The 16,847-nt window shown below is 42.1% G+C and carries 12 protein-coding genes; 6 read left to right on the top strand and 6 right to left on the bottom strand.

Going from position 1 to position 16,847, the window contains the following annotated elements; genetic code table 11:
- The first annotated feature begins 259 nt into the window (after window positions 1-259).
- Together H1A14_RS01325 and typA are read left to right on the top strand one after the other, a co-directional pair.
- Window positions 260-1,087: an OmpA family protein gene (locus H1A14_RS01325; protein WP_194774397.1), complete on the top strand. Its 828-nt coding sequence runs from the start codon at window positions 260-262 to the stop codon at window positions 1,085-1,087.
- A gap of 264 nt (window positions 1,088-1,351) precedes the next feature.
- Window positions 1,352-3,157, top strand: coding sequence for a translational GTPase TypA (gene typA / locus H1A14_RS01320; protein ID WP_194774396.1), 1,806 nt, complete (start codon window positions 1,352-1,354; stop codon window positions 3,155-3,157).
- 379 nt (window positions 3,158-3,536) lie between these two features.
- On the opposite strand, the gene H1A14_RS01315 is transcribed toward typA, so the two are convergent.
- From H1A14_RS01315 to H1A14_RS01305, 3 genes are read right to left on the bottom strand one after another with little or no spacing between them, the layout of a single operon-like run.
- On the bottom strand, window positions 3,537-4,538 hold the full coding sequence (locus H1A14_RS01315; protein WP_194774395.1) for an alpha/beta hydrolase: 1,002 nt from the start codon (window positions 4,536-4,538) through the stop codon (window positions 3,537-3,539).
- A gap of 45 nt (window positions 4,539-4,583) precedes the next feature.
- A complete protein-coding gene (locus tag H1A14_RS01310; RefSeq protein ID WP_194774394.1) occupies window positions 4,584-6,074 on the bottom strand; it encodes a GH1 family beta-glucosidase in 1,491 nt (496 codons plus the stop codon).
- A 22-nt stretch (window positions 6,075-6,096) separates the two neighbouring features.
- Entirely contained in the window at window positions 6,097-7,347 is a 1,251-nt protein-coding gene (locus H1A14_RS01305) for a porin family protein (RefSeq protein WP_194774393.1), read from the bottom strand.
- Between the two features lie 427 nt (window positions 7,348-7,774).
- Here H1A14_RS01305 and glsA point away from each other — a divergent pair, with 427 nt between their 5' ends.
- From glsA to H1A14_RS01285, 4 genes are all read left to right on the top strand, one after another.
- Window positions 7,775-8,815 (top strand): glutaminase A, encoded by a 1,041-nt coding sequence (glsA, locus tag H1A14_RS01300; protein ID WP_194774392.1) that lies wholly within the window; start codon window positions 7,775-7,777, stop codon window positions 8,813-8,815.
- 144 nt (window positions 8,816-8,959) lie between these two features.
- Window positions 8,960-10,054: an amidohydrolase family protein gene (locus H1A14_RS01295; protein WP_194774391.1), complete on the top strand. Its 1,095-nt coding sequence runs from the start codon at window positions 8,960-8,962 to the stop codon at window positions 10,052-10,054.
- Between the two features lie 137 nt (window positions 10,055-10,191).
- Window positions 10,192-11,424, top strand: a complete 1,233-nt coding sequence (locus tag H1A14_RS01290; protein WP_194774390.1) for a hypothetical protein — start codon at window positions 10,192-10,194, stop codon at window positions 11,422-11,424.
- A 536-nt stretch (window positions 11,425-11,960) separates the two neighbouring features.
- Complete coding sequence (locus H1A14_RS01285; protein ID WP_194774389.1) at window positions 11,961-12,638, top strand: porin family protein; 678 nt, start codon at window positions 11,961-11,963, stop codon at window positions 12,636-12,638.
- 174 nt (window positions 12,639-12,812) lie between these two features.
- Here the strand turns inward: H1A14_RS01285 and H1A14_RS01280 are convergent, their stop codons facing one another.
- The 3 genes from H1A14_RS01280 to H1A14_RS01270 all read right to left on the bottom strand — a co-directional run bounded on the left by H1A14_RS01280 (window position 12,813) and on the right by H1A14_RS01270 (window position 16,770).
- On the bottom strand, window positions 12,813-13,844 hold the full coding sequence (locus tag H1A14_RS01280; protein ID WP_194774388.1) for a chemotaxis protein CheB: 1,032 nt from the start codon (window positions 13,842-13,844) through the stop codon (window positions 12,813-12,815).
- A gap of 230 nt (window positions 13,845-14,074) precedes the next feature.
- Window positions 14,075-14,983, bottom strand: a complete 909-nt coding sequence (locus tag H1A14_RS01275) for a hypothetical protein (RefSeq protein WP_194774387.1) — start codon at window positions 14,981-14,983, stop codon at window positions 14,075-14,077.
- 332 nt (window positions 14,984-15,315) lie between these two features.
- A complete protein-coding gene (locus H1A14_RS01270; RefSeq protein ID WP_194774386.1) occupies window positions 15,316-16,770 on the bottom strand; it encodes an NADP-dependent isocitrate dehydrogenase in 1,455 nt (484 codons plus the stop codon).
- Between the last annotated feature and the right edge of the window lie 77 nt (window positions 16,771-16,847).

The raw sequence follows: 16,847 nt of genomic DNA, 5'->3' as shown, positions 1-16,847 counted from the left end.
TGTTAATTCATATGGATCGAGTCATCTTTCCATCAAAAAGTGTCAGCGGCATGACCGTTTTATTACCGTCATTTAAGCTACGGGTCCTTGGAACCAACCATCTCCAAAGTCCCTTGTTAGACGAAAAAAATATGCAATCCAAATGGACACCTTAAAAACAAATTATTCAGCAACCCTTTTTTCTAAAAAAAACCAATTATTAATCTCTTAATTTCAGTAAATTCGGCACCAAATAATGTAAAACTAAACTACCTTGTTTATGAGATACATTTGGGCACTATTATCCATTTTTATTGGGTTTTCGATTACTGCCTTTGCGCAAAGTCCCTGCAATCCCCACCCACTCTTTAACATCCTTCCCCAACACAGCGTCTCCGCTTGTGAAGAGAAAGAATACGAGGTACTTAAAGTCGATTTCATGGACAAAAATGGTGATTGGATTCAATACGAACAGGCAGGTTATTTTCTGAAAACTTTTTATAATTTTGACGGTGATTGGGAAAAAAGACCCTCCAATGCCATGATTTTTCAGAATTACATTCAGTCAGTCACTGCTAAAGGTGGCAGGATGGTAAATGAATCCAAATCAAATGCATTTCTACATCTCAAAACTGCTGGGGAAGAATGGTGGATTTTGGTAAATAGCGACCAAAGTGGCACCTTTTCTGTAACCTGTGTAAGGGAAGAAAGCATGAACCAATACATTGTGCTTAATGCAGAGGACATAGACCGTGAAATTAAGGCCTACGGAAAGGCCGCTTTTTATGGTATTTACTTCGATACAGACAAAGCAGACATCAAGCCAGAATCCAAAGAAACGCTGGAGCAAATGGCCAAATACCTGATTGCCAACCCAAAGGGAAAGGTTCATATCGTAGGGCATACAGATAACACCGGTTCCTTTGAGCATAACCAAAGACTCTCTGAAGAAAGGGCAAAAGCTGTAATGAATGCATTAACAACTATCTATAAAGTACCTTCTCAAAACATGGACGCCAAAGGAATTGGTCCACTTTCACCTGTTTCTACTAATGCTACCGAAGAGGGCAAAAGCAAGAACAGAAGGGTGGAGATGGTCTTAAGGTAATTTTTTTTGAATTATATGATAATGGAAAAATTCTAGGCCATTTTAGTTGAAGTGCGAGGAACTGAAGTAACTTAACACGAATAGTGGTAATGGAATAAACAGCATGAGGAAAAACCGATTTGCCATATACTATAGGCCAATGAATAAAATATAATCCATACAGTTTTTTAATATAAAGAAACCATTAAATGTATGAGACTTTTCAAGTGCATCAACTTGATACCAAATTTTCTTACTACCTTTGCACCTTAATTCAATTTTACAATGCAAAGTATTCGGAATATCGCGATCATCGCACACGTTGACCATGGTAAAACCACCCTGGTGGACAAAATCATTCATGTCTCCAAAATCTTTCGGGAAAACCAACAGTTTGACGATTTGATCCTGGATAACAACGACTTGGAAAGAGAAAGAGGAATCACCATCCTTTCCAAAAATGTGTCCGTAAGATATAAAGATACCAAAATCAACATCATAGACACCCCGGGTCACGCCGACTTCGGTGGTGAAGTGGAAAGGGTATTGAAAATGGCCGATGGGGTGATCCTTTTGGTCGATGCCTTCGAAGGTCCTATGCCTCAGACAAGATTTGTTCTGGGCAAAGCTTTGGCCCTTGGCCTTACCCCTATCGTGGTGGTCAACAAGGTAGACAAACCCAACTGTCGCCCGGATGAAGTCCATGAGGCGGTATTTGACCTGATGTTCAATTTGGATGCCACAGAAGAACAACTGGACTTTCAGACCTTGTATGGCTCGGCGAAAAACAACTGGATGGGCCCGGACTGGCAAAACCCTACCGACTCCATCCTTCCCCTGTTGGATGCCATCATCGCCCATATTCCTGAACCGAAAATCGATACAGGAACCTTGCAGATGCAGATCACTTCTTTGGATTACTCCAATTTTGTTGGACGTATTGCCATAGGACGTGTAAAAAGAGGGGTCATCAAGGAAAATGCCCAAGTTTCTCTTTGCAAAGCTGATGGCAGCATCAAGAAAGTAAAAATCAAAGAACTCCATGTCTTCGAAGGCTTGGGAAAAAATAAAGTCACTGAAGTAACTGCCGGAGACATCTGTGCGGTTACCGGCATTGAGGATTTTGAGATTGGCGATACTTTGGCAGATCTTGAAAATCCTGAACCACTGCCAAGAATCTCCATCGATGAGCCTACAATGAACATGCTGTTCACGATCAACAATTCACCGTTTTTTGGCAAAGAGGGGAAATTTGTGACCTCTCGTCACCTGAGAGACAGGTTGTTCAAGGAAATGGAAAAAAACCTGGCACTTAGGGTTGAATCCACTGACAATGAAGACAAATTTCTGGTCTATGGCCGTGGGATTCTTCACTTGTCTGTATTGATAGAGACCATGAGAAGGGAAGGTTATGAATTGCAGGTAGGCCAACCTCAGGTGATTTTCAAGGAAATAGACGGTGTGAAACACGAACCCATAGAGACCCTGTTCGTGGATGTACCTGAAAGTACCGCCGGTAAAGTCATCGAGCTGGCTACCCAGAAAAAAGGTGAACTGTTGGTGATGGAGCCCAAAGGCGACCTGCAACACCTCGAATTCAAGATCCCTTCAAGAGGTCTGATCGGTTTGAGAAACAATGTGTTGACTGCTACCCAGGGTGAAGCCATCATGAACCATAGGTTTTCAGCTTATGAGCCATTCAAAGGAAATATACCAGGAAGAAACAACGGATCCCTGATCTCTATGGAAGGTGGCCAATGTACCGCTTACGCCATCGACAAACTTCAGGATAGAGGTACCTTCTTTATCGAACCGGGAGATGAGCTATACGGCGGACAGGTGATCGGTGAAAATTCCCGTGACAGTGATATCGTGGTGAATGTGCAGAAAGGCAAGAAACTGACCAACATGCGGGCTTCCGGCTCCGATGACAACACGAGAATTGCTCCTGCCAAAAAATTCTCCCTGGAAGAAGCCATGGAATACATCCAAAAGGATGAGTACCTGGAAATCACGCCAAAATCCATCCGGATGAGGAAAATCTTCCTGGATGAAAATGAGCGGACCAGAATGGCAAAGAAGGAAGCATAGGATACGAATTTTGATTTGGGATTTACGAATTACGAGTTAGGATTCAATATTTTAGAATTGGACCTCGAAGGATTTTTAAACCTTTGAGGTCTTTTTTTGTCCGCAGTTTTTGACCTTTGAGGTTTTAAAAATCTCAAAGGTCTTTTTTACCGATTAGCAAACAACAAAAGTGTAGTTTGTTAAATCATACTTTGGTCTTTTATCCGAGGAAAGTGATTTTACATATATTTTTTGAATATAGTTTATTGAACTATACTTCCGGACCCACCACTCTATTTAGCTAATAAATAATTATTTATTTTTTACCATTCTTCGTTGTTGATCAAAGATGCCAATTGTTCAGACCCACAAAAAGATGAATCCTAAACAATTAACGGCTTCACCGCTGATCTGAGATCGCATCAAGAAATTTGATAGACCTTTCTAAAGCCAACTTCCCGACATCATCAAGGGTAAACTGATATTCGTGCCCTAATGCAGGCTCATGATCTATAGGGAAAAACAAGGTGTCCAAAGGCACCTGTAAAGCTGAAAGTTTTTCGGCCAAAAGTTTAGATTGGGGCAACAAGGGATCTTCATTGCCTGCTGATATGAAAGTGGGAGGAAATGATTTTGTAAGGAAGTTGGTCACAGAAGCACTTTTGGCATAGTTATCTTTTGAAATATCTTTAGAATCAAAATAGGCCCACATCACGGTTTTTAGAAAGGAGCCGAAAGCTCCTTCCATTTTTAAGTTGTCTATTTCATATATCCCGCAGTACAAGAGTAAGCCTTTCAATTGGTCGGGGTTTAGGCCCGGTTGCACCTTGGTGATCTTTGCGTATTCGGGACTGGTGATGATATTGGCCGTAGTTGCAGCGATCATAGAGCCACCAGAATCCCCTGCCAGCACGAAAAAGGAAGTGTCAGCATTAAATTTATCCGGATTTGTTGCTATAAATGCCAATGCTTTGTTCAGTTGTTCCATAGGTGTGGGGTATTTTGCTTCAGGAGCTATGGTATAATCGATGGACACCACCACATAGCCGTGGGATGCAAGGATTTTGCAATAATTGCTCAACTGATTTTTATTTCCTGAAATCAACCCTCCCCCATGTGTCCATACGATGACCGGTAACCTGTTTCCCGATTTTACAGCATCGGCGGGGAAAAAGGCATCCATATAAGCGTTTGCATCATTTTCGTCATAGTGTACATTGCTGATTGTTTCTATATTATCCGGTAAAAACTTTTCCAATTCTTGGTTGACCCTGTCCGCCTCTTTGTTAAAGGCGTACCTGATTATCCATACAGAAGGATAGGGAGAGATTTTGAAAGCAAGAAAAACAATGCCCACTAAAGCCAATAAAACCAGAAAGGCCCATTTTACTTTTTTATTCATATTCCTTACGTTTTATTGGTCGATTGCATTGGGGAAGAAATCCGTTCAAATCAGGGTGTTGCTTTTGGCGATGTTTTTAAAGTAAGCTGCACTTTGCTTCGGCGTCCGCTCCAGCGTTTCGTAATCCATATAAAACAGCCCAAACCGAATCCCATAACCAAATATCCACTCAAAATTGTCCATCAAACTCCAATGGAAGTATCCCTTGACCGGAATGCCTTCGCTGGTAGCCCGATGAAGCTGTGTCAAGTAGTTTTTCATGAACATCACCCGGTCTGTGTCTATAATTTTACCGTCGTTTGTCATTTCGTCTGTGGCTCCACACCCGTTTTCGGTAATATAAATCTCTTTGGCATTCCACAGTTCCTTAACGAGACGAGGGGCCCAATACAAACTTTCTGGACTGATTAAGTGCCAAGGAGAAGCCATGGTTGGATGGTGTTTTGCATGGGGGAGCAACTCATAGCCATCTTCATTATCTGCCGCTAGTACATATTTGTTGGCTAAGTATACATTGATTCCCACAAAATCCAATGGGCTTCCGATGAGTTTCAGTTCTTCATCGGTGAATTCAGGCGCATCCGAACCCAGGCTATTTAGATACTTGTCGGTATACTTTCCTTCCAACATCACTGTCAGCAATCCGGCATTCAATTCCCGGGTTGCATTTTTAGCAGCCTCGATGTTTTCCCGGGTATCCATAACCGGAACAGCCGTCACAATATTTTCTGCCACTCCGATTTCAAGGGGTGATTTGGCCGATTGCCTCATGGCTTCCACTGCCATGCCATGTGCCAATACGGCATTGTGCCTCACCTGAACTATTCCCTTTTGTGGCAACTTCAGACCTGGTGCCAATTGACCCTGACCATAACTTAAGTCCGTAAATGAGTAAAATTCGTTGAGCGTGAAATAATGCTTCACACGGTCACTGATTTTTTCAGTCACATAGGCTGCATATGCAGCAAATGCTTTTGACGTTTCTTTGGACTGCCAACCTCCATATTTGTCCTGAAGTGTCTGTGGCAAATCCCAATGGTAAAGTGTGGCGTAAGGAGTGATCCCATTGGCCAATAACTCATCGATCAATCTGTCGTAAAAGTCCAGTCCTTTGGGATTGGGTGTACCCATGCCCTCGGGGAAAACCCGAGGCCACGAAATGGAGAATCGATAGGCGCCTGCATGGATGGACTTCATCAATTGAACATCCTCTTTGTACCGATGGTACATATCGCAGGCCACCTCTCCAGTATCATTGTTTTTAATTTTTCCCGGAATCTCGGAATAGGTGTCCCAAATGGACATGCCTCTTCCGTCCTCCTTCACCGCACCTTCCACCTGATAAGCTGCAGTGGCCGTTCCCCAAACGAAATCATCAGGAAATCTTCTGTTACCCTTTTGATTGGACGCACTTTTTGCTACGTTTTCAGTTTCGCCCTCCTTACAACCTGTCAGATGAAGAGTAGAAAGTCCAAGTGTTGCTGTACCACCTAACTTAATAAAATCCCTGCGGCTGGTTTCATTTTTTGATTTCATAATCCGTTCAATAAAATATTTGTTAGAATCCAAATTGTGCCTGAAACCTAAGAGATGACTGAGCCCCGTAAGGGCTGGGAACGAATCCCAATTGTCCGTCTGGAGATACGGTGGTCGCATCAATGGGATTGGCCAAATAATTGTATTCCAGCGTGAATCTGATCTTGTTGTTAAAGAAAAATGGGTAATAGCTGACTCCTGCACCCGGCGCTGCATAGTTTTTTAGGGTATTTGTTGGGTCTGGGGTATTCCCCTTCCCTACAAAATCAAACCTGGCATAAGAGAACCATTGATTGTCAATCCAGTATCCAAGTGTAGTATAAAAACCGTCTCTATAAAAATCCTGCCCTACACCTGACTCATACCTTGTCCAAGTCCGGTTGAATGCTGCAAAAAAATGCATATCCTGGCCTTGAAGACTATAATCCAGGTTGACTTGGGTGCCGCCATTAGGCTGGGTTTGTATGACTTCTTTGTCAAAACGGAATTGGTTTCCGATACTAAACCCCAACATCATGCCCAAAGGAAATTTATCCTTTCTGCCCACCATATCATCCCATCTTCCCCAGGTACCGCCCATGATGTTCCATTCCCCTCTTCCTATCAAAGCGAGGTCCGAATCTGCCGGTGCAGGAAAGGTCCTTCTGCCTCCATAAGAACCATTGCCTATGGAGACATAGGAGCGGAACTTATCACTGGCTATGTGGCGCCATTGCAGCCCGAAAGAACTCCATAAGGCAAACTCAAAGTCCATGGCTGAAAACTCAATCGCTGCAAGGTCAAGCGGATACATCCAGTCCTCCAAACTCAAGGCCATAAACTGCCTGCCAAATCTCAGCCAGTTTTTATTGTCAATGTTGTACTGAATGTAAGCCGCAATCAGTTCGAAATTTCCCGCAGGATTTACATTGGTTCTTATGTGGTAATAAAATTTATCCGTCAAATTACCCTCTAAAAACATCCTGAACCGACCCAACAAATACCCAGTCTCAACAGACTGCACCTCTTCGGGAGTATTACTTAGAAAAGTCGCATTGTAACGGAGTTGGGCATAGGCAGAAATATGAAGGGAATACTGTCCATCCCGGCTTTTGATAAAAAAAGGATGATAAAGTGAAGGATCAAACCCAGCGGTAATCGTGCTGTCTTGGAAAGCACCAGGCTCCACATACCTGTATCTGAAGCGTTGTGGATAACGGTCCGCCTCATCTTGGGCATGGGCAGAAATTCCGATAAGGAAAAAAACCAATAGCAATGCGAGGTAACAAAACATGGTTTTCATAATTGATTGACTTTAAGGAGAGTATAAGATGTAAGATTTTGAGTATATCTTGAAATAAAGTGCAAACCAGACCAAAACAAATGTTTCTATGAATAATAAAATTTAATGAAATAATGATAAATATAAAAAAAATATTTGTTATCTTCTGTAGTTTAATTTATCTAAATTGCAATTGATAATTATTTTATATATACATAAATAGATTGAATATGATGGAAAATTTAATTTTTTAGAATATTATATAAAATTTATATTTCGCAAATACAAGTAGTTAAAAATAAAATTAATGATATAAATACATTATTTTATTTAAATTTAGCAAGACCCTTAGCCGCGTTCATTCTATATCTCTAACACTGACTCTTTAAAACAAAATTGTTATCTATATAAAAGACTCTAAACCTTAAATTCAATTGTTATGAAAACAGAAGTTCGATCATTTGGTATCCTAAAATTGATCTTGTTGTCAATTTTTGTTTTTTCAATTTGTTTGGATGGTTTTGCCCAGAGGAAATCCTGGACAGATGATGAATACAAAAAAGCCCTGAAAAATGCATTTGTTAAGTTCAAAGATTACAAAGAAGGCGCCAATGCCAATTACATTCCGGAATTGGACAAGGTGGATCCAGAACTTTTCGGACTGGCTATTGTAACGGTCGATGGAAAAATTTTTACTGAAGGAAACCTGGATACTGAGATTTCCATACAATCGATTTCCAAAGTTTTTACCATGGCCAGGGTAGTGGAAGACGCGGGGCCTCAAGAAGTTTTGGAAAAAGTAGGGGTGGATGCCACTGGGATGGTTTTCAATTCCATCATTGCCGTAGAGATGAACAAAGGTAAAGAGATCAATCCCTTAGTAAATCCTGGTGCTATAGCCACTACAAGTATGGTCAAAGGGGATACTTACGAGGAAAAATGGAATCTGATCAAAACTACCTTTGATGATTTTGCCGGTAGAAAACTGAACATTGATCAGCCTGTTTATGAAAGTGAAGCGGCTACCAATCAGCGAAACCAAGCCATAGCCATGTTGCTGAACGCCTATGAAAGAATGTATTATGACCCATTTGAGGCCACTGATATCTATACCAAGCAATGTGCCATTGCTGTAAATGCCAAAGACCTGGCTGTCATGGCCGCCACTTTGGCCAATGGCGGTACCAATCCCCTGACCAAAAAGAAAGTGGTCTCCTATCAGACTGTCGCCCATGTCATTCCGGTAATGGCCACTGCAGGTTTGTATGATGATACCGGACAATGGATTTACAATGTAGGTTTGCCTGGAAAAAGCGGTGTGGGCGGAGGAATCATTGCTTTCTATCCGGGACAGTTTGGAATAGCAGTGATTTCTCCCCGATTGGATGCTGCCGGAAATAGTGTCAGGGCCCAAGAATCCATCAAACACATCGTAGCTGAATTGGGATCAAATCCTTTCTATGTACAGCCTAAAAATTAGTCTTTTTCCATAAAGCTGAATACGGAGCTTTGATTAGAAAAGAAACCCACTTAATTGGAAATTCATGCCAAATTAGTTCGTAGGAAAATATTCAACTCCTATGGCAACTTATCGAAATTACCATAGCATATAAACAATTTTCATATGAAAGTAGTGTATGTTTTATTGATATTAGGATTGCTAAACCATCATAACTTTCAGGCAATAGCTCAAAAGGAACCCTATCTCTTCAATGATTCCCATTTCCACTTGACCAATTACATCCAAGAAGGACCCAGTATCAAAAAATTTCTGGAATTGATGGGTGACGATGTGGGAAGGGTGGCCTTGTTTGGTATTCCTTTGCAGCAGACTTGGGCCTATGGCAACTCAGGAGATTTCGCCCCTACCTATTATCTGGAATCAGATGCTCCTCTGTATTATTACTCTTTTACAGATACCCACATAGCGTTGGAATACCTGTCTCTTTCTGAAAGGGACAAAAAGAGGTTTGATCCCATGATTACAGGGTTTAATCCTGCGGACATGTATGCTGCTGACCATATCAAAAGGGTCTTGGTGGCATTTCCAGGTGTGTTTACAGGAATCGGAGAGTTCACCATTCACAAGGAGTTTGTTTCACCAAAAGTTGCAGGGGAAACGGCTAGCTTGACCAATCCTGCTTTGGACAGGATCATGGAAACCTGTGCAGAGACCGGGTTGTTGGTCATCATCCACAACGACATAGACATCCCATTTCAGAAGGACGGTAAAGAAGCGGTGTACTATCGTCAAATGGTGGATATGGTCAAGAGACATCCCAATACCAACATCATCTGGGCACATACAGGGTTAGGAAGAGTAGTGCACCCCCTCAGAGATACCAGAGGCGTGATGCGGCCGGAAAGAAATCCCAATCACTTGGAATTGATTGAAGAGACACTTTCCAATCCAGATTACAGTAACCTATATTTTGACATTTCTTGGGATGAGGTGGCTAAATACGTGGTTTCAAATCCCGAAAACATTGAAGCCACAGCCAAATTGATCGAGAAGTTTCCGGATAGGATTCTATTTGGCACCGACGTAGTGGCGCCAAGGGATAAGGCAATGTATATGGGTGTCTATAAATCTTATCAGCCCTTATGGGAAAAATTAAACCCAGAGGTTAGAGAAAAGGTGCTGAAAGGAAATTTTGAACGTTTGTTTGACCAGGCCGCAGAAAAAGTCCGAAAATGGGAGAAAGAAAATGTAAAATAAGTCCTAAGCTTAATTTTGAATATCCATTTATTTTCCAAACCGGCAAGAAAATAAGTGCAATTGGCATGAATCCTAGCCAACTTTGCTGTTTCAAATTTTGCTGGTTGGGCTTTTTCCTGTTCCATTCCTTGGTGACAATGGCCCAGATTCCCACCAACCCTCCACAGGTAGAAAGAGATCCTGATTTTCATATCCCTGGCTTGGGATTTCAGGTCTATGACGGGGAAAAGGGCTCCCTATCCATCAGTTTTTATTCAGTGGTGAGGTATCTTAACCAAGGTGGGCTTGATTCTACCTATGTTGATTCATTCGACAGGGACTTCAGTGTCAAAAGAAGGAATGACATTCAGTTCCAGAAGGTGATGATTTATTTTAAGGGCTGGGTCTATAAGCCAAAGTTCAGGTACTTGTTTTACACTTGGACAGCCAATGTGAATCTTGGCCTTCCCGCACAGGTGGTAGTGGGAGGAAATTTTCAATACGAATTCCATAAAATGCTGGATATGGGAGTTGGCATCGGCGGCTTGCCTTCTACAAGGGGAATGTTAGGACAGTGGCCGTTTTGGCTGAGAAATGATGCCCGACCTATGGCCGAAGAGTTTTTCCGTGGATCATTTACCACGGGGATTTGGGCACAGGGGGAATTGGTCCGGAACAGGTTGTATTACAAGGCAATGATAGGCAACAACCTCAGTCAATTGGGTGTCAACGCCAATCAATTGGACAATGGTTTTGATACATTCTCGGCAGCTGTGTGGGGGACTACGGGCAATTATGGCAGACTGGGACCCTTCGGGGATTTTGAATATACACCTGAATTGTCGACAGTATGGGGAGCGGCGTACACGCACAGTACTGAAACCAAACAATCCCAACCCGGATCTGACAAGCCTGAAAACACCCAACTCAGACTTTCTGATGGCACCATTATTTTCAATCAGAATGCCTTTGGTGAAGATCTGGGTGTAGCAGAAGCAAAATATGAAATGCTTGCACTCAATACGGGGGCCAAACTCAAAGGGTTTTCCCTTGATCTGGAATATTACCTGAGGTGGATTTCCAATTTAAAATCGGAAAATCCCTTGCCTGTAGAACGTCTCTTTGACCACGGTTTTACTGCAAGGGCCTCAGGAATGATCAAACCAAAGCTTTTGCAAACCTACGTGCATGGCTCCAAGATTTACGGACAATTTGGTGATCCTTGGGAGATTGGTTTTGGCCTCAATTATTTCCCTTCGCAAACCCGCGTCCTCAGGGTAAATCCCGAATTGATCAGGGTTGAAAGATCACCTGTGGGTTACTTGGCCTATCCTACGAATGTAGGTGCCAGTGGTTGGGTGGTTATGGCGAATTTGGAGTTTTTCTTCTAAAAACAACAATGGGTGTATCACTTATGAAAGCATGGATTGAATAGTTGATTAAAAATTAAAAAGAAGGTCGAAAGATTTTGACAGGCTATGGAAAAATTGGGAAAAGCAGACTATTATAACTATCAATTAATTCACTCTTCTTTTCAACTCAACATTTAAAATTTTTTAAAGAAATTTTTTTCCAGTCGATTGATCTTTTTCTCAAATTGGTCATCTCTTTTTTTACCATCTATTTCGTCATACATCCAAAAAATAAAATAATTTGACAAAGCCTAATAACACTTGTAAAATCTAATTTCATAATCAAAAAATTGATACACTGAACAAAGGTTCTTGGCTGGAACTTCCTAACATCAATTTAGGTGGAATATTGGACAAATTCTCAATTCTAAATATGTATAAATTGCAACTTTATATTTTTTTTATGAAATTTCATACTAAATAAATTTATTAAATTTGATAAATAATTATTATAATTAAATTTTTTTATCTTTCAATTGAAAATTTTAAACCAATATTAGAGAAAAGTCATTACCATGAAAAAACTTAAAAAATATAGCTTTATCACCGGGATAGGAATTGCATTACTCCTTTTGACAATTTCCCCACAAGGATACGCACAAAGCGATAATCCTGGACCAAGGATTGGGATCAAAGGTGGTCTAAACTTTTCCCAGTTCTTTGTCGATCAACCAACTGTTGATGATGAAAATATGAAGGTAGGAGTTCATTTTGGTATTTTTACCAAAATACCAATCTCTGACTTCCTCGCTTTCCAACCCGAATTGCTCTATACCAATGTAGGCTCAAAAGTATCCTACGGTGGAAGTGATGTGGAAAGCCTATTGGGAATAAGAGAAGGAGAAGTAAGGTTCAATCTGAATTACATTCAATTGCCATTGGCGTTGGGATTCAACCTCGGACCTGTGAATATCCATGCTGGACCATATGTGGCCTATTTGCTTTCGGCAAATGTCAAAAACCTGGAGTATTCAGATCTATCCACGAGCGAACCTGTAGATCTTGGCACTGACGATTTCAATACCATAGATTATGGATTGTTTGCCGGATTAGGCTTTGATTTGGGAAATGTGACTATTGGTGCACGGTACAATCATGGATTGCGTGAAATTGGTAGCGGCGGATTAAGCCAGACCCTGACCAACAATTCAAGGAACGGTGTGGCTCAATTGTACATTGGTTTCGGATTTTAATACCAAACAGCTACGAAAAGTGTTGATTAAAATTGTATAATGAAGAGTATCTGAAAGTTGTTTTCGGATTTGGCGAATGGTAATTACCCAATTTTCTAAGGGAATGTCCTTGGAGAATTGGGTTTTTTTAGTGCTGTAACCCGCCCTTCTTTATGAGGCATCCTTCATTTTTCTTTAGGTTGGCATATCATCCCCACTTTCATTCTCATTTGTATTCAAAATCGCTCTAATACGATCTATATGAACCTGAGACGTCTTCGCCCTTTCAAGGGCTGTTTGAGAACCAACTCCCTTTTTGCTTCGTGCCATTTCAGTGAGCAGGTTTTTATGCTCCTCAAACATCCGCAGAGCAGTCCACATGGTTTCTTCAATCTTATTGGTCTGCTCTGCCAAAAGGAACGCTGCAGTATAGGCATGCCCGGTATGGCAACGATAACGTAAGTCACTATCCTTTCCTACTTTCCACAACACACCCCCGCAGCCCGGACAGTTAAAAGGAACCTGGTCACCCAGTGCATTTACAGAAGACAAATCACTCAATACACGTTCGGCAATTTTAGCCTCAACCAAAACCTCTTCAGGCACAGCATTTCGCTTGGGTAATTTTCGGGAACTCAGCTCAGTAAGCAAGGCACCCATTTCTGTTAGAGGCAAACAATAATCTACCTCGATGTTGTTTAGTGCATTTCTTGGCATATCCGGATATTCGGCCTCTTCTGGATCTTGGACTATGCAAATTCCACCACATTTTTGAATGGCTTTCATTCCTGAAGTGCCGTCATCGAGATAACCGGTCAGCAATATACCGATCACACCGGGCCCAAAGGCCACGGCAGCTGAACGAAACAAAGGATCAATAGCAGGACGGGACCTGTTTTCGTGGGCGCCTTTGGTCACTTGCATTTTCAGGTTTGAGCCGATCAATAAATGATGATCAGATGGCGCGAGGTATAAATTTCCAGGTCTCAAATTGGTTCCACTTGCTGCATGATGACATTGGATGGTATTCAACTTATTCAGCCCGTCCAGGACTACATTACCCGTAGCATCCGGAGAAATGTGTCGGACTACCAATATCGGCAGGGGAAAATCTTCTGGGATTTGACCGATAAGCACCTTTAACGCACTCAGCCCTCCAGCAGATGTTCCGATTACAACTACCTGGGAAATTTTTTCGGGCTTCTCGATTTTATCGCTTGACTTCATTTGTAACCCACTAAAATCCTTAATTCGCTAAATCCAGAACATTCCACACCCTATTTCGAAAAATTAAAAGGAAGGTAGTTTGTCCAAAACCCTCTGGACATTTTGTCCATATACTAAAGATAAGCTTAATTACTTAGATTTGGTGAATATTAAGTAGGACATTTGGAGGAATTTCAGATAATCAATAGGCCAATACTTGGGATCCCCATCACTAAAACCAAATCCGTAGCCTACCGATAAAAATACCTGAATTCAGTGTATTGTACATTTGCAGGTATCCTCACTATCGACAACAAACCTCTGGCATCATACACTCTTTCTGTCACAGTTGTCCCTTCAATGCTGAAAAACACTTCGTCATTGAGATCTCTGTCTATTGTGCTTCGAAAAAATTGTTCAGACATGTTCTTGTAGTAGATGTTTAAATAGGGCTCATGACCCTGCTTATATTCGTTCAAAATGGCTGCATTGCTAAAGTCTGTTTTGTTGGGGTAGGCTTTGGCATAACTGTATACCTTGCGCCTTTCTGAACTGCCGCCTGAAACATGGGTATTGTCACCTTCTTTGGCAACGACTTTGTAAACTACCAATTCATCCGAGGTGCTGAGGTTACCGGATTCCACCCCGAAGTTGGTAGTATAGGTTACCTGTCTCACCCTAGTGGCAGAAGGATTCATCAGACTGGTAGAGTCATAGCGGCTTCCAGTTGTTTTAGTCAATAACCCCATACCATCATATTCAAAAACCAAGGTATCATAGATAAATACTTCTCTAGGTCGAAATGTATCAGAATTTACTCTGTTGGCGTATTCAATTCTTTTCTGTGTAAGCCCACGCCCATCAAGTTTCAATACCACCCGTATGGTTTCGATGTAGATGTTGTCATAAACCAGTTGGCTAAACAGAATGACATCATTGCCCTCATAGGTAATGGTTACCTTGACCTCAGGTGCCTCACCATCCTGGTATTCCGTAATGCTTGTGATACGCCCCACCCCGTCATATCCGTATTCGGTGTGAAAGACCGGACCGTTGTCTCTTTGGAATTCTGTTCGGACCAATCTTATGTCCTTAGGGTGACCATACTCTTCGCAGGCGAAAACTGCGATTAGAAAAAGAAAAAGGGCTATTTTTCTCATGGTTGGGTTTTAATGGCATACAATATAGTATATTTTGAAATAATGTATGCAACTTCAACTTCTGTTCTATCTAAATGGGCAAAATCAGAATATTCTTTGTCTGCAAATAGTAAATTTTAGTAGTATCAGCCACCTCTTTGTCTGAACATCCCAACCATTCCCCATTCATTTTAGCTTTTACATGATGTCTGGTCCAAATTCGCTCTCTTTTCCTTGGCCTTACTAACCGAGTAGGAGAACCAATTCATTTTTATTTTCCCCATAAAAAAACCGGACATCCCTGCCCGGCTTATCACTTATGCTGTCTATTTCGAAGCTAGTATCTTATCTCATTACTCTCCCTGCGCAAGGCTATATGCCCTGATCCCATCAAAGGAATACAGGTTTTCGGTTTTGATAAAATCAAAACCCAGTCCTGCTATCTGCTTAAGCAGCTCCAGAATCTGGGAATGGCTGATCTCGTCCATACCGGAGGTCTGAAACCGGCACCTCCAATGGTCTGTACAGAAGGTTTCCCGCATGCCACCAGGAAACACCTTGACACCTCTGTTGGTGATCAGCTGCAGTTTCAGTCCATCGGCATCGGCAGCCCTTAGCTTTTCTCCCAGCACATTGGGATCTCTGTCGTCCTGATCCCAATCCAGAAACACGTCCACCCCAATCAGCACTTTTTTCACCTTTTTGGGAGGGTTCATTTTGATCTCCATAGGTTTGGCAGCGGAGGAATCAAATTTGGCTGCGACCATATTGGTGGGTTTTTGACCCAGCCGTTCGATTACTGCTTGGGCAAATTCCTGAGTCCCTACCCGCTTTGCCGAAAGGGCTTCTTGGTAAATGTCTCCTGTATGCAATCCGTCTTCCAAAGTCTTCATCCAGGCATTGGATACTTTTTCGGCCACCTCAGGCTGTCCGATATGGACCAGCATCATGATGGCGCCATTGAGCAGGCCGGAAGGATTGGCCATATCCATGCCTGCGATATCTGGAGCAGAACCATGGATGGCTTCAAACATGGCCACTTCTTCACCCACATTGGCAGAACCCCCCAGTCCCACCGAACCGGTCACCTGCGCCGCTATGTCGGAAATAATGTCCCCATACAGGTTCAGCGTCACAATCACATCAAAGATCTCCGGTCTTTCTGCAATCAGTGCCGAACCAATATCGATGATCTTATGGTCATTTTGGATCTCAGGATACTCCTTGGCGATTTCATCAAAAGTCTTATGAAATAGGCCGTCTGCCAACTTCATGATATTGTCCTTGGTCATGCAGGTGACTTTCTTACGTCCATATCTTTTGGCATACTCAAAAGCATACCGGATAATTTTTTCCGAGCCTGGTCTGGAAATCAGCTTCAGGCTTTGCACCACTTCCTGGGTCTGTCTGTGCTCTATTCCTGCGTAAAGGTCTTCCTCATTTTCCCTGACAATGACCAGGTCTGTTTTGGGGTAGTGTGTTTTGATGTAGGGAGAGAAAGCCTTGCAGGGCCTGACGTTGGCAAACAATCCAAAAGAAGTCCTCGTGGTAACATTCAGGCTTTTGAAGCCGCCACCTTGCGGGGTGGTGATGGGGGATTTTAAAAAAACCTTGGTTCTCTTGAGGGATTCAAAAGCGCTTGGCTCCATCCCGGAACTGATCCCTTTCAGGTACACCTGTTCCCCTATCTCGATGACCTCGGGTTCTATCTGTGCACCAGCAGCTTCAAGAATGGCAAGGGTGGCTTTCATGATTTCGGGGCCTATCCCATCCCCATAGGCTACAGTGATTTTTCTTTTGGAAGACATATATGCTGTAATTTATTTGGTTTTTTCAGATGGCAAAAATACAAAAAATAAGCAGAAGCAGGGGGAAAACCTGCATT

It is taken from the genome of Pararhodonellum marinum (assembly GCF_015354735.1).
Taxonomy (GTDB): domain Bacteria; phylum Bacteroidota; class Bacteroidia; order Cytophagales; family Cyclobacteriaceae; genus Pararhodonellum; species Pararhodonellum marinum.
Note: the sequence above shows the minus strand (reverse complement) of the source record. Positions and strands in the feature narration are given on the sequence as shown.

Coding starts and splice junctions, on each gene's coding strand:
- H1A14_RS01325 (WP_194774397.1), top strand. CDS start 260: ATGAGATACATTTGGGCACTATTATCCATTTTTATTGGGTTTTCGATT.
- typA (WP_194774396.1), top strand. CDS start 1,352: ATGCAAAGTATTCGGAATATCGCGATCATCGCACACGTTGACCATGGT.
- H1A14_RS01315 (WP_194774395.1), bottom strand. CDS start 4,538: ATGAATAAAAAAGTAAAATGGGCCTTTCTGGTTTTATTGGCTTTAGTG.
- H1A14_RS01310 (WP_194774394.1), bottom strand. CDS start 6,074: ATGAAATCAAAAAATGAAACCAGCCGCAGGGATTTTATTAAGTTAGGT.
- H1A14_RS01305 (WP_194774393.1), bottom strand. CDS start 7,347: ATGTTTTGTTACCTCGCATTGCTATTGGTTTTTTTCCTTATCGGAATT.
- glsA (WP_194774392.1), top strand. CDS start 7,775: ATGAAAACAGAAGTTCGATCATTTGGTATCCTAAAATTGATCTTGTTG.
- H1A14_RS01295 (WP_194774391.1), top strand. CDS start 8,960: ATGAAAGTAGTGTATGTTTTATTGATATTAGGATTGCTAAACCATCAT.
- H1A14_RS01290 (WP_194774390.1), top strand. CDS start 10,192: ATGGCCCAGATTCCCACCAACCCTCCACAGGTAGAAAGAGATCCTGAT.
- H1A14_RS01285 (WP_194774389.1), top strand. CDS start 11,961: ATGAAAAAACTTAAAAAATATAGCTTTATCACCGGGATAGGAATTGCA.
- H1A14_RS01280 (WP_194774388.1), bottom strand. CDS start 13,844: ATGAAGTCAAGCGATAAAATCGAGAAGCCCGAAAAAATTTCCCAGGTA.
- H1A14_RS01275 (WP_194774387.1), bottom strand. CDS start 14,983: ATGAGAAAAATAGCCCTTTTTCTTTTTCTAATCGCAGTTTTCGCCTGC.
- H1A14_RS01270 (WP_194774386.1), bottom strand. CDS start 16,770: ATGTCTTCCAAAAGAAAAATCACTGTAGCCTATGGGGATGGGATAGGC.